Origin of the sequence: Mesorhizobium sp. M0518 (assembly GCF_040321125.1) — a bacterium.
In the GTDB taxonomy this organism is placed as follows: Bacteria; Pseudomonadota; Alphaproteobacteria; order Rhizobiales; family Rhizobiaceae; genus Mesorhizobium.
Window position 1 is genome coordinate 16,761 of record NZ_JAMYQY010000031.1, and the last position, 13,401, is coordinate 30,161.

General features: G+C 62.4%; 12 protein-coding genes. 9 read left to right on the plus strand and 3 right to left on the minus strand.

Annotation, left to right across the window (positions count from 1 at the left end; all coding sequences use genetic code 11):
* Positions 1 to 27 precede the first annotated feature (27 nt).
* The 6 genes from NKI66_RS29840 (at position 28) to NKI66_RS29865 (ending at position 6,478) form a co-directional block, all read left to right on the plus strand.
* Positions 28 to 969 (plus strand): sugar ABC transporter substrate-binding protein, encoded by a 942-nt coding sequence (locus NKI66_RS29840; protein ID WP_023810653.1) that lies wholly within the window; start codon positions 28 to 30, stop codon positions 967 to 969.
* A gap of 112 nt (positions 970 to 1,081) precedes the next feature.
* Positions 1,082 to 2,158, plus strand: coding sequence for an ABC transporter permease (locus NKI66_RS29845; RefSeq protein WP_023810654.1), 1,077 nt, complete (start codon positions 1,082 to 1,084; stop codon positions 2,156 to 2,158).
* 2 nt (positions 2,159 to 2,160) lie between these two features.
* Positions 2,161 to 2,928: an ATP-binding cassette domain-containing protein gene (locus NKI66_RS29850; protein ID WP_023810655.1), complete on the plus strand. Its 768-nt coding sequence runs from the start codon at positions 2,161 to 2,163 to the stop codon at positions 2,926 to 2,928.
* A gap of 114 nt (positions 2,929 to 3,042) precedes the next feature.
* Positions 3,043 to 4,038: an inositol 2-dehydrogenase gene (iolG, locus tag NKI66_RS29855; RefSeq protein ID WP_352753794.1), complete on the plus strand. Its 996-nt coding sequence runs from the start codon at positions 3,043 to 3,045 to the stop codon at positions 4,036 to 4,038.
* 33 nt (positions 4,039 to 4,071) lie between these two features.
* Positions 4,072 to 4,866, plus strand: coding sequence for an SDR family oxidoreductase (locus NKI66_RS29860; RefSeq protein WP_023810657.1), 795 nt, complete (start codon positions 4,072 to 4,074; stop codon positions 4,864 to 4,866).
* Positions 4,867 to 5,386: 520 nt separating this feature from the next.
* Positions 5,387 to 6,478 (plus strand): 3-deoxy-7-phosphoheptulonate synthase, encoded by a 1,092-nt coding sequence (locus NKI66_RS29865; RefSeq protein WP_023810659.1) that lies wholly within the window; start codon positions 5,387 to 5,389, stop codon positions 6,476 to 6,478.
* A gap of 264 nt (positions 6,479 to 6,742) precedes the next feature.
* On the opposite strand, the gene NKI66_RS29870 is transcribed toward NKI66_RS29865, so the two are convergent.
* On the minus strand, positions 6,743 to 7,378 hold the full coding sequence (locus NKI66_RS29870; RefSeq protein WP_023810660.1) for a LysE family translocator: 636 nt from the start codon (positions 7,376 to 7,378) through the stop codon (positions 6,743 to 6,745).
* 129 nt (positions 7,379 to 7,507) lie between these two features.
* Here NKI66_RS29870 and NKI66_RS29875 point away from each other — a divergent pair, with 129 nt between their 5' ends.
* On the plus strand, positions 7,508 to 8,209 hold the full coding sequence (locus NKI66_RS29875) for a helix-turn-helix transcriptional regulator (protein ID WP_023810661.1): 702 nt from the start codon (positions 7,508 to 7,510) through the stop codon (positions 8,207 to 8,209).
* Positions 8,210 to 8,252: 43 nt separating this feature from the next.
* Here the strand turns inward: NKI66_RS29875 and NKI66_RS29880 are convergent, their stop codons facing one another.
* Both NKI66_RS29880 and NKI66_RS29885 read right to left on the minus strand, forming a co-directional pair.
* On the minus strand, positions 8,253 to 8,996 hold the full coding sequence (locus NKI66_RS29880; protein WP_352753795.1) for a hypothetical protein: 744 nt from the start codon (positions 8,994 to 8,996) through the stop codon (positions 8,253 to 8,255).
* Between the two features lie 214 nt (positions 8,997 to 9,210).
* Positions 9,211 to 10,320 (minus strand): Gfo/Idh/MocA family protein, encoded by a 1,110-nt coding sequence (locus NKI66_RS29885; protein WP_023810663.1) that lies wholly within the window; start codon positions 10,318 to 10,320, stop codon positions 9,211 to 9,213.
* A 156-nt stretch (positions 10,321 to 10,476) separates the two neighbouring features.
* Here NKI66_RS29885 and NKI66_RS29890 point away from each other — a divergent pair, with 156 nt between their 5' ends.
* The gene (locus tag NKI66_RS29890) at positions 10,477 to 11,322 is read left to right on the plus strand and encodes a MurR/RpiR family transcriptional regulator (protein WP_032909097.1); all 846 of its coding nucleotides are present in this window, start codon (positions 10,477 to 10,479) and stop codon (positions 11,320 to 11,322) included.
* A 140-nt stretch (positions 11,323 to 11,462) separates the two neighbouring features.
* Positions 11,463 to 13,397, plus strand: a complete 1,935-nt coding sequence (locus NKI66_RS29895; RefSeq protein ID WP_352440534.1) for a bifunctional 5-dehydro-2-deoxygluconokinase/5-dehydro-2-deoxyphosphogluconate aldolase — start codon at positions 11,463 to 11,465, stop codon at positions 13,395 to 13,397.
* The last annotated feature ends 4 nt before the right edge of the window (positions 13,398 to 13,401 follow it).

Genomic DNA, 13,401 nt, shown 5'->3' on the forward strand with positions numbered 1-13,401 from the left:
GACACCAATATGTGGAGGAGAAACACAATGAAGAAATTGATTTTGGGCGTCGCCTTCGCGGCGCTGATGAGCTCATCCGCCCTGGCCGCCAAGGTTGGCGTGTCGATGGCCAAGTTCGACGACAACTTCCTGACCGTGCTGCGCAACGGCATGATCGAGCAGGCCAAGGGCATGAGCGGCGTGGAGCTGCAGGTCGAGGACGCGCAGAACGACGTTGCCAAGCAGCTCGACCAGATCAAGAACTTCGCCGCCTCCGGCGTCGATGCCATCATCGTCAACCCGGTCGACACTTCGGCCACCCAGGCGATGTCGGACGCAGCCGCGGCAGCCAAGATCCCGCTGGTCTATGTCAACCGCGAGCCGGTCAATGTCGATACGCTGCCCGACAACCAGGCCTTCGTCGCCTCGAACGAAGCCGATTCCGGCACGCTCGAGACCAAGGAAGTCTGCCGCCTGTTCAAGGAAGCCGGCAAGAAGGAAGCCAATGTCTATGTGATCATGGGCGAGCTTTCCAACCAGGCCGCCGTGCAGCGCACCAAGGACATCGACGATGTGATCGCGACGCCGGATTGCAGCTTCATCAAGATCATCGACAAGCAGACGTCGAACTGGAACCGCGACGAGGCGCAGAACCTGATGACCAACTGGCTGTCGACCGGCAAGCCGTTCGACGGCGTCATCGCCAACAATGACGAAAGCGCCATCGGCGCCATCCAGGCGATGAAGGCCGGCAGCATCGACATGAAGGCGGTTGTCGTCGGCGGCGTCGATGCCACCCAGGACGCGCTGGCGGCAATGCAGGCGGGCGACCTCGACGTAACCGTGTTCCAGGACGCGGCCGGCCAGGGCGCCGGCGCTCTCGATGCGGCGCTCAAGCTCTCCAAGGGCGAGAAGATCGAGCACAAGGTCTACGTGCCCTTCCAGCTGGTGACGCCGGCCAACATCGACAAGTTCCTGAAGAAGAACTGAGCCGCCAACGGTTCGATACGGAGCGGCGCTCGACCAAGACAGCGCCGCTCCCCTCTCTCCCTCGGCGCCGGCACGGCGCGAGGGCGACCGCGGCTGATGGAGGACAGGATACGTGGCACAGACATCTCATGGCGTCGGCGGCGTCGGTTATGATGCGAGGAAGCGCACATGGCCGGCCGAGTTCAATGTTTTCCTGGCGCTGGTCATTCTCGTCGTCATCTTCGAACTGATCGGCCGCGTCTTTCTCGGCGACAGCTTCCTGTTCAACACCCGCAGCGACGTCGGCGGCATCTTCAACGAAGCGCGCCTGCAGATCATCATCCTGCAGGTGTCGATCGTCGGCATCATCGCCATCGGCGTGACGCAAGTGATCATCACCGGCGGCATCGACCTGTCCTCGGGCTCGATCGTCGGCGCGACCGCCATGATCGCCATGAGCTTCGCCCAGGTGGCGACGGTCAACGGCAACCCCAATCCCAAGGCGATGTTTTTGGCGCAAGGCTGGACGGACCTGCCTGTCATCGTGCCGCTGCTGGTGGCGATCGCCTGCGGCCTGTTTGCCGGCCTGGTCAATGGCGCGCTGATCGCCTACACGCGCATTCCGCCGTTCATCGCCACGCTCGGCATGATGGTGACCGCGCGCGGCATCGCCAAATGGTGGTCCAAGGGCCAGCCGATCTCGTTTCCCACCGAGAGTTTCGCCGGCATCGGCAAAGGCCTGATGCCCGTCGTCATCTTCCTGTCGCTGGCCATCCTGTTCCAGCTGATCATGACCTACACCAGGTACGGCAAGCACTGTTATGCGATCGGCTCCAACGAAGATGCCGCGCGCATGTCCGGCATCAAGATCGCCAACCACAAGATCCTGGTCTACGTCATCGCCGGCATTCTCGCCGCGCTCGCCGCCGTGGTGCTGAGCTCCAAGAACCTGACCGCGCAGTCCGGCATGGGCGTGATGTACGAGCTCGACGCCATCGCCATGGCGGTCATCGGCGGCGTCTCCCTGTCGGGCGGCCGCGGCTCGATCATCGGCACGGTGATCGGCTCGCTGATCTTCGGCGTCATCATCTCCGGCTTCACCTTCCTGCGCCTCGACGCCTACTACCAGGAGATGGTCAAGGGCGTGATCATCGTCGGTGCGGTGGTTCTCGACCAGTGGCGCCAACGCCTGCGGGCAATGAGGGCATGACCATGTCAGACATCGTCCTGAAGACCGAAAACCTGACCAAGCGCTATGGCGGCGTGCACGCGCTGGAAGGCGCGAATTTCGAGCTGCGCAAGGGCGAGCATGTCGCCATCATGGGCGACAACGGCGCCGGCAAGTCGACCTTCGTGCGCCAGATCACCGGCGTCGAGCAGCGCACCAGCGGCCAGATCTGGTTCGACGGCAAGGAAGTGAATTTTGCCGGGCCGATCGAGGCTCGCACGGCGGGCATCGAGACCGTGTTCCAGAACCTGGCGCTGGCCGACGATCTCGACGTGCCGTCGAACCTGTTCCTCGGCCGCGAGAAGGTGCTGTTCAACCTCGGCCCGTTCTCGATCCTCGACCGCAAATACATGCGCAAGGCGACCGAGGCGGCGCTCGTCCGCACGGCGGTGAAGATCCCCAATCTGTCCAACACCATCCGCCACATGTCGGGCGGCCAGCGCCAGTGCGTGGCGATCGCCCGGACGGCGACGTTCGCCTCCAAGCTGATCATCATGGACGAGCCTACCGCCGCCCTTGGCGTACAGGAGACCGCGCAGGTCGAAAACATCGTCCGCACGCTCAAGGACAATGGCGAGCCGCTGATCCTGATCAGCCACAATATGCGCCAGGTGTTCGATCTCTGCGACCGCATCGTCGTGTTCCGGCGCGGCCGCATCGTCGCCAATCTGCGCAAGGAGAACACCGACGGAAACGACATCGTCTCCTACATCACCGGCGCCAAGACCGGGGAGGCGGAACTCGCGGCCTAAACAGGATGGTCATCCTGTTTTGAGGACGATATGCGTGCTTGAAGCAATCTTGCCCCTTCCTCAGGGAAGGTGTGGACACAACTCTCTCTAACCCATCCCCCCAGAGGAAATATCATGACTGTTCGCTTCGCCCTCCTCGGTGCCGGCCGCATCGGCAAGGTCCATGCCCGCGCCGTCGGCTCCAATCCGCAGGCCAAACTGGTTGCTGTCGCCGATGCGTTCGAGAAGGCGGCAACTGAACTGGCGAGCGCCTATGGCGCCGAGGTGCGGACCATCGACGCCATCGAGAAATCCGGGGATATCGACGCCGTCGTCATCTGCACGCCGACCGACACCCATGCCGATCTGATCGAGCGCTTCGCCAAGGCTGGCAAGGCGATCTTCTGCGAGAAGCCGATCGATCTCAACGTCAAGCGCGTCGAGAAGTGCCTGGCCGTGGTCGAGAAGACCAAGGCGACGCTGATGGTCGGCTTCAACAGGCGCTTCGACCCGCATTTCGCCGCCGTGCGCAAGGCTATCGACGACGGCGCCATCGGCACCGTCGAGATGGTCACCATCACCTCGCGCGATCCCGGCGCGCCGCCGATCGACTACATCAAACGCTCGGGCGGCATTTTTCGCGACATGACCATCCATGATTTCGACATGGCGCGCTTCCTGCTCGGCGAAGAGCCGGTGGCGGTCAGCGCGCATGCCTCGGTGCTGGTCGACAAGAAGATCGGTGCCGCCGGCGACTTCGACAGCGTCAGCGTCATCCTCGAAACCGCTTCCGGCAAGCAGGCCGTCATCTCCAACTCGCGCCGCGCCACCTATGGCTACGACCAGCGCATCGAGGTGCATGGCTCGAAAGGCATGATCGCGGCCGAGAACCAGCGGCCGGTGTCGATCGAACTGGCCAACGAGAAGGGCTACACCCGCCCGCCGCTGCACGACTTCTTCATGACCCGCTACCTCGACGCCTATGCCATTGAGATCGCCGCGTTCATCACAGCCGCGACCTCGGGCAAGAAAGCGTCGCCGAGCGGTGCGGATGGGCTGGTGGCGCTGAAGCTGGCCGACGCGGCGCTGAAATCAGCAACGACCGGCAAGACCGTCCGTCTCGACAAGTAAGAACCCTTGGAAAGAAACCACAGGAGCAGAGCGATGAGCGCATCAGCCGATCGCAATTCACAGACACGCGCCATCGTCACCGGTGGCGCCCAGGGGATCGGATTTGCCGTTGCCGAAGCCCTGGCCGACGAGGGCTGCCGGGCACTGGCGCTCATCGGCCGCTCGCAAGAGAAGGGCGACAAGGCCGTCGCCCATTTCAAGAAAGCGGGCGTCGACGCGATCTTCATCAGCGCCGACGTCTCTAAAGTGGCCGACTGCAAGCGCGCCGTTGCCAACGCGATCTCGCATTTCGGCACCATCAACGCGCTGGTCAACGCCGCCGCGACATCGGCGCGCGGTTCGCTGGTCGAAACCAGCGAAGAGCTGTTCGACACCATCTTCGACACCAATGTGCGCGGCCCGTTCTTCCTGATGCAGGGCGTGGTGGCGCATCTCCTGGAAAAGAAGGCACCCGGCTCGATCGTCAATGTGCTGTCGATGTCTGCGCATACCGGCCAGTCGTTCCTGACGCCCTATTCGACCAGCAAGGGGGCGCTGATGACGCTGACCAAGAACGTCGCCAATGCCTATCGCCACAACCGCATCCGCTGCAACGCGGTGCTGCCCGGCTGGATGGACACAGAGGGCGAGGACATCGTGCAGAAGAAATGGCACGATGCGCCGGACGACTGGCTGGCAAAGGCCGAAGCGGCGCAGCCGATGGGCCAGTTGGTGAAGCCGGACCAGCTAGCACGGTTGATCAGCTACATGGTCAGCCCGCAGTCGGGCGTCATGACCGGATCGCTGGTCGACTATGACCAGAGCATTGCGGGGGCTTCGCCGGAATAGGATCGGCGAGTCTAGCGGAAACGACCATAATTTCGTCATCCACGGGCGGAGCAAGGAGCGTAGCGACGCGGCGCAGACCCGAGGATCCATGCCGCGACTTCTGAGCGTTGCTGCGGTGCGAAATTCTGCTCCGATGCACTCCACGGCTGAGGTCACGGCATGGATCCCAGGGTCTCCGCGACGGAGCTTCGCTCCTGCTCCGCCCAGGGATGACGAAGTTTGGGTGCTTCGGCCATCCCGAATTGTCTCCGCATCACCCACGTGACAAGCGCCTCCGCATCGACTATATGAGCCTCATGATCAACCTGACCGCCACGTATTGGTACTTTAGGAGCTCGCTGGCGGCGGGAGGATTGCGCTCGATCTGAAGATTGCAGCAACAAGATCCGAACAGCCGCCATACCTGGCGGCTTTTTTGTTTTCAGCCGGCAGGTTCCCTCTAAATCAAAGAGGAGCATGATGTCGTCCGAAAACCGCTTCACACTTTTCGGCATCATGCTCTCGACAGGAGCAGAAAGCCGTGTTGACCACCACAGACGACCTTCGGGTCAAGGAAATCCGAGAACTGAGTACGCCGGACGAGGTGATGCGGGAGATCCCGCGCACTTTGACCGCGACGCGCACCGTCAGCGCATCGCGCAACGCAACCCATGCCATCTTGAACGGCACCGACGACCGGCTGCTCGTCATTGTCGGCCCGTGTTCGATCCACGATCCGGTCGCGGCCGTCGACTATGCCAGCCGCCTGGCAGCGCTGCGCGAGAGCCTGTCGGACCGGCTGGAGATCGTGATGCGGGTCTATTTCGAGAAACCGCGCACGACGGTCGGCTGGAAAGGCCTGATCAACGATCCCGACCTCGACGGCAGCTTCAACATCGACAAGGGGCTGCGGATGGCACGCAACGTGCTGTCGGCCGTCAACAATCTCGGCCTGCCGGCGGCGACCGAATTCCTCGACATGACCACGCCGCAATACATTGCCGACCTGGTTGCCTGGGGCGCGATCGGCGCGCGCACAACCGAGAGCCAGATCCACCGCGAACTCGCCTCGGGCCTCTCCTGCCCGGTCGGCTTCAAGAACGGCACCGACGGCAATCTTCGCATAGCCGCCGAGGCGGTGAAATCCGCCGCCCAGCCGCATCATTTCATGGCGGTGACCAAGGGCGGGCGCAGCGGCATCGCCACGACCACGGGCAATGAGGACTGCCACGTCATCCTGCGCGGCGGCGTTCAGCCCAACTATGATGCGGCGAGCGTCGAAGCCGCCGCTGTGGAACTCGCTCATATCGGCGTTGCGCCCAGGCTGATGATCGATGTCAGCCACGCCAATTCGGCCAAGAAGCCCGAAAACCAGCCCAAGGTGGCGGCCGATGTCGCCGGCCAGGTCGCGGTAGGCGACGAGCGCATCATCGGCCTCATGATCGAGAGCAACCTCATCGCCGGCCGGCAGGACGTGGTGTCGGGCAAGCCGCTGGTCTATGGCCAGAGCATCACCGATGGCTGCATCGACTGGGCGACCACCGAGACGGTGCTGCACGGCCTTGCGGGTGCTGTCGAATGGCGCCGCTCGACACGCCGCGCCATGATCGACAACCGGCAGGGAGCCGCTTGAGCCACTGATGCCGGCCTTTGCCCGGCACGACCCCCACCCTAACCCCTGCCCACAAGAGGGAGGGCAATCGCATATGGATTCTTGCGAAGAAGGACCCCCACCCTAACCCTCCCCACAAGGGGGAGGGAACGCTGCCGCGCACTCCTACTCGAACCTTTGACGCCTGAAAAACGTCGGCAGTTTGCCGTTGTCAGCGCCGACTGGAGTCCCCCTCCCCCTTTGTGGGGAGGGGTTAGGGGTGGGGGTCCTCTTCGCAAGAAATCCCTACGCCGCCCTTAACCCCTCCCATGCCGTGAACACCGACACGGCAAAGAGCAGCAGTCCGGCCGCCCGGCCGGCAAAAATCGTCGCCCTCGGATTGGCGATCAGAAGATTGCGGCTGCGGCCGGCCGTGATCGCCAGTCCGCCATAGATCGCAGCCTGCGTCGCCACGGTCAGCAGTCCCATGATCGTCGCCTGCATCCAGATCGGACCGTAGTCCGGTTTCAGGAACTGCGGGTAGACGGCAAGCACGAACAGGTATGCCTTCGGGTTGATCAGGCAGGTCACAAAACCCTGGCGAAAGGCCTTCCATGCGGAACGGCTGCCGGCAGGCCCCTCCTGACCGACAGTGATGGAACTGCGCATCAGCGTGATGCCGATAAAGGCCATGTAGGCGGCGCCGGCAAGCAGAAGCGGCTTGAACAGGATCGGCACGAAATGCATCAGCAGGCCGACGCCGATGGCGCCGTTCAGCGTGTGCACCATGCCGCCGACCATGATGCCGCCAGTCGCGGCGAGACCCCTGTCGCGTCCGCCGGTCAGTGCATTGGCGAGCACGAAGAGCATGTCCATGCCTGGAACGGCGATGATGCCGAACAGCAGGATAAAGAAAAGCCAGAGATTTTCCGCATAATCCATGTCAGTTGCCTGCCGCCTCGCTCCGCCAAACCGCAGCGGAACCTGTTGATTTTCAATTCGATAGGCGCTCCTATAGATCAGCCCAACTGACAATGCTGTGTCAGTTGGGCTCGCAACCCGGGGGAAAAAATGCGCAAGGCGTCACGCCTGTTCGAGATCATCCAGATCGTGCGGCTGGCGCGGCAGCCGGTGACGGCGGCGACGATTGCCGAGCGGCTGGAAGTGACGGTGCGCTCGATCTATCGCGACATCGCAGCGCTGCAGGCGATGCGCGTGCCGATCGAGGGCGGGCGTGGCATCGGCTATATCCTGCGCCCCGGCTTCGACCTGCCGCCGCTGATGTTTTCGATCGAGGAGATGGAGGCGATCGTGTTGTCACTGGCGCTGCTGGAGCGCACCGGGGACAGCGAGCTCAAACAGGCGGCCAAGCGCGTCAGCGCCAAGATCGCCGGCGCGGTACCGCCGCCCCTGCGCCAGGCATTCGATGCCAATGCGCTGCATGCGTGGGGGTTCGCCGCGCCTTCGACCGGTGCGATCGATCTGGCGCTGGTGCGTCGCGCCATCCGCGATGAGGAGAAGCTCGACCTCTCCTATCGCGACGAAATGGGCCGCGCCTCCGAGCGCCTCATCCGCCCGATCGCGCTCATCTACTACGCCGAAACCGCCAACATCGTCGCCTGGTGCGAGCTGCGCCAGGCGATCCGCAATTTCCGCAGCGACCGGATCGAGGATTGCCAGGCGACGGGGCTGCGGTTCAAGGGCGAAGGCGACCGCTTGCGACAGGTCTGGGTCAACGGCTGGGAGACGAACGCCTCGACCGCCGCGAGTTGAGTTCCAGCGCTTTGGTTCTGCCACCGACCCAAGCTAGATAGTTCTATTGCCCTATCTTCGCCGCTACGCACCCCAACGAGGGCAGCGGAGTGATACCATCCTTTGTTATCTCGTCCTGCCGGGACCTGTTGTCGCCATCGGCAGCGCAGCGATGAATCGCCTCTAAGATAAGCTTTCTGACAGGCTCTTGCGGGAGTGACATATACTCGAAATACGTGTCCTTGGTCGGAAAGCCGTTCACGTAATCAAGAGCTCCAAAGACGCACGCGTTAGTTTCCACCTTGTTGCCTATCCCAAATTTAGTCTTATCAACAAAAACCAAGCCAACCGAGATCCACGTCTTTCTGCTGGTAAATTTATATGCTGTGCAGCCATCACCACTGAGGCGCGCCGTATAGGCAAATGATTTATAACCCTGCAGTAATTTCGAATTCCCCAATAATTTCTCTATGTCATTTGCAAAGACGCCTGGGGAAACTGATATAATGGAAATCTGAGTTGTTCCACTCGTCCGAACTAGGTCGAAAATGCCATCTCGATTAGTTCTATATTCACTTACGGAACCATCTATCTCAGGGCCAGCGTTGATAATTTCATACGTTCTGGTGTAAGATGGCCATACTAAAATTTTCGCCCCTTGATCCAAATGTGACAAATACCTCAATGAGGCGCCTTTAACGCTTTGACCTATACCTTCGGCAGAAGCACCTGTTGCGATCATACTCAAGGAAAGGTAACTTGCAACTGCAAGTAAGAACCAGAAGTTTCTCGCTCCGAGTTTGATCATTTATTTAGCCCGGTGAAATTCCTAAATTTTGCCTTGCATGGGATATCACTTTTCCCATCACGACGAAATCGGCTGCGCCAAGGAGCCTCATCTGCCCGAATTGCGCCTATCCGCTATGCCGAAACCACCAACATCGTCGCTTGGTGAGTTCCGCCAGCCGATCGCAATTTCCGCAGCTGAAGCGCCCATCACCAGTCGTGCTCCCCAAGAATGATCACCTCACATCCACCCAGCGCTTTTCCTCGAACGAGCGCGCCATCGCGTGCACGGTGCGCTCGATCTCCAGCCCTTCGGCGAATTCGATGACCCGCGCAGGCTTACCGGCCAGGCGCGTCAGCAATTCGTGGCACTCGATGATCTTGAGGTCGTTGAAGCCGAGGCCATGGCCGGGCGCCGGCAGGAAAGCGTCGTACGGCTTGTGGTGGGGCGCCACCAGTATGGTGCGGTAGCCCTGCTCGGTCGGTCGATCGGCGGTGACATAGAGCTGGATTTCATTCATCCGCTCCTGGTCGAACAAGATCGACCCCTTCGAGCCGAAGATCTGGATGGCGATGCGGCCCTTGCGGCCCCAGGCCGAGCGGTTGACCAGCAGCGTGCCGGCAATGCCATTTTCCAGATGCATCAGCACGCTGGCGATGTCGTAGGTTTCGACCACGCGACGGCCGCCGCTGGCCAGCTTGCGATCGGCATAGGGTTTGGCCATGTCGCAGATGACGCTGGCGACGCGGCCGAACAGGGCTGAGACCAGCGACAGCGGATGCACGGCGAAATCGTCGAGCGCGCCATAACCGGAGGCCGCCTCGTGCTTCCAGAAGAACAGCGCCTCGGGATCGGCCATGAAGTCCTCGTCCATCTCGATGCGCAGATGGTTGACCTCGCCGATGATCTTCTCTTCCAGCAAAGCGCCGATGTGGCGGATGGCCGGGCTCTGGATGTAGTTGTAGCCGAGCGCCGCGACCTTGCCGGACTTGCTCGCCGCCGCAGCCATCGCCTCGGCCTCGGCAAAGCTCGGCGCCATCGGCTTTTCGCACCACAGATGCTTGCCTGCTTCGAGGATGGCGATGGCCATTTCCGGATGGAACTGGTTGGGCGTGGTCAGCGAGACGATATCGACTTCGGGATCGTTGACTACGGCACGCCAGTCGCCGGACGCCTTGGCGAAACCGAACTCGCCCGCCTTGCGCCGGGCGAGCTCTTCATTGACCTCGCCGAGATGGACCAGCCGTGGCTTGGCAACGTCGGGAAAGACGGCGCTGACGGCACTCCATGCTATGGCGTGACACTTGCCCATGAAACCCGTACCGATGAGACCGACGCCGACCATTTTCCGTTTCTCCACTGCTTGAAGCGTTACGTGGATGAATTAGTCCATTTTCATCCGAAATGGAATGTCTGCCTCATTTTTTATGGCGTTCTTGCGCAGGCTCGCTATGATGATGCAGAGAGGGACGCTTCACGCATGAGCTTGGACACAGCGACGATGGACGAACGGGTACCTCGCGATTTCGAGACGCTGCGCACCACCATCCTGGAGCGGCGCGAAAGCCTGCCGAAGCGCATCGCCCAGATCGCCGCCCATGCGCTCGACAATCCCGACGATATCGCCTTCGGCACGGCCGCCAGCATCGCCGCTTCGGCCGGCGTGCAGCCTTCAACCCTGATCCGATTTGCCCAGCAGCTTGGCTTCGATGGTTTCACCAGCCTGCAGCAGGTGTTTCGCGAACGGCTGCGCGAGCGCAACTCATCCTATGACGAAAGGCTGCAGGCGTTGCGCGCCAAGGCAGAGGGCGGCGCCGGCCATCGGGCGATCTTCGACGGCTTCGTCGCCGCGGCCAGCACCTCGCTCAACGACATTTCGCGCACGCTGGACGAAGCGCATCTGGAAGATGCTATTTCCCTGCTGGCAAAGGCGGAAACCATCTACGTGCTGGCCAAGCGCCGCTCCTATCCGGTGGCGTCCTACATCGCCTATGCGCTGGGCAAGCTGAAGATCCGCAACCAGTTGATCGAATCGGCGGCCGGGCTGAATGCCGAGATGATCGGCTTCGCAACGCCGGCGGATGCCGTCATCGCCATCTCCTTCTCGCCCTATGCGCCTGCCACCATCGAGGAGGCGCGCAGTATTTCGGAACAGGGCGTGCCGATCGTCGCCATCACCGACAGCTCGTTTTCCCCGCTCGCCCAGTTCGCCAAGGTCTGGTTCGAGGTTGCCGAGGCCGATTTCGCCGGCTTCCGCTCGCTGTCGGCGACAATGGCGCTGGCCATGGCGCTGACCGTCGGCGTCGGCGAGAAGCGACGCGACACGGGTCGGAAGCGCAAGGCCTGATCCACCGCCGAAAGGTACTTTTCCCCGAAGGAACGCTCATTCCATATTGACTATGGATTGGAATTATTATTTCATATTCCCGGCGCCACGCTGCCGCTCGCGCGTGTACCCCAACACAACAAGGCCGACGGGAGGTTCCAATGAGCGAAGCCGTGGACGCTGAATACGCGCCGCTCGACGTCATCACCATCGGTCGCGCTTCCGTAGACCTTTATGGGCAGCAGATCGGCTCGCGGCTGGAGGACATCACCTCCTTCGCCAAGTCGGTCGGCGGTTGCCCGGCCAATATCTCTGTCGGCACCGCCAGGCTCGGCCTGCGCTCGGCGCTGCTCACCCGCGTCGGCGACGAGCAGATGGGCCGCTTCATCCGCGAGCAGCTGACGCGTGAAGGCGTCAATGTCGACGGCCTGAAGACCGACAAGGAGCGGCTGACCGCTTTGGTGCTGCTGTCGGTCGAGGACGAAGGCGTTTCGCCGATGATCTTTTACCGCTCCGATTGCGCCGACATGGCGCTGGCGCCGGAAGACATCGACGAGGCCTTCATCGCCTCGGCGCGCTCGATCGTCGTCACCGGCACGCATTTTTCCAGGCCCAACAGCGATGCCGCGCAGCGCAAGGCGATCCGCATCATGAAGGCCAAGGGCGGCAAGGTGGTGTTCGACATCGACTACCGGCCGAACCTGTGGGGCCTTGCCGGCCATGCCGAAGGGTTCGAGCGCTATGTGAAATCGGACCGAGTCTCGGCACAGTTGAAGACGGTGCTGCCCGACTGCGACCTCATCGTCGGTACCGAGGAAGAGATCATGATCGCGTCGGGCGCCGACGATTGCCTGAGCGCCCTGAAGACGATCCGCTCGCTGTCGTCCGCCACTATCGTCCTGAAGCGCGGCGCCATGGGCTGCATCGTCTATGACGGACCGATCAGCGACGATCTCGAGGACGGTGTCGTCGGCAAGGGATTTCCGATCGAGATATACAATGTGCTCGGCGCCGGCGACGCCTTCATGTCCGGTTTCCTGCGCGGCTGGCTGGGTGGCGAAGATCATGCGACAGCGGCGACCTGGGCCAACGCCTGCGGCGCTTTCGCCGTGTCGCGGCTGCTCTGCGCGCCGGAATATCCGACCTTCGAGGAACTGCGGTTCTTCCTCAAGAACGGCAGCAAGCATCTGGCGTTGCGCAAGGACGAGGCGATCAACCACATCCATTGGGCGACGACGCGCCGGCGCGACGTCGCCTCGCTGATGGCGCTCGCCTGCGACCATCGCGTGCAGCTGGAGGATGTGGCGGCGAAGGCCGGCGCCGATCCGGCGCGGATCGAAGAATTCAAGGTGCTGGCGGTCAAGGCCGCGGCGAAGGTCGCTGCCGGCCGCGACGGCTACGGCATGCTGATCGACGAGAAACATGGCCGCAAGGCGATGTTCGAATTCGCCAGGCATTCCTTCGCCTGGCTCGGGCGGCCGGTGGAGTTGCCGGGTTCGCGGCCGCTGCGCTTCGAATTCTCGCAGGACATCGGCTCGCAGCTGGTGGAGTGGCCGGTCGATCACTGCATCAAGTGCCTGTGCTTCTACCATCCCGACGATCCGGCGGCGCTGAAGGACGAACAGCAGCAGAAGCTGCGCGCGCTGTTCGAAGCCGCGCGCAAGGTCGGCCGCGAATTGCTGGTCGAGATCATTGCCGGCAAGCATGGCAAGCTCGACGACACGACGATCCCGCGCGCGCTGGAGGAGCTCTATGCGCTCGGCATCAAGCCGGACTGGTGGAAGCTCGAGCCGCAGGCGTCGGCCGGCGCCTGGGCCAAAATCGAAGCGGTGATCCTGAAGCACGATCCGTGGTGCCGAGGCGTCGTGCTGCTTGGCCTGGAGGCGCCGCAGGACGAGCTGGAAGCGGCTTTCGCCGCCACCGCCAAGGCACCCATCGTTAAGGGCTTTGCGGTCGGCCGCACCATCTTCGTCCATGCGGCCGAGCAATGGCTGGCCGGCAAGATGTCGGATGACGAGGCGATCGCCGATATGGCGCAGCGCTTCGAACAGCTGACCGAAGCGTGGCTTGCCGCGCGCGGCCGTAAGGCGGCATAAGAAA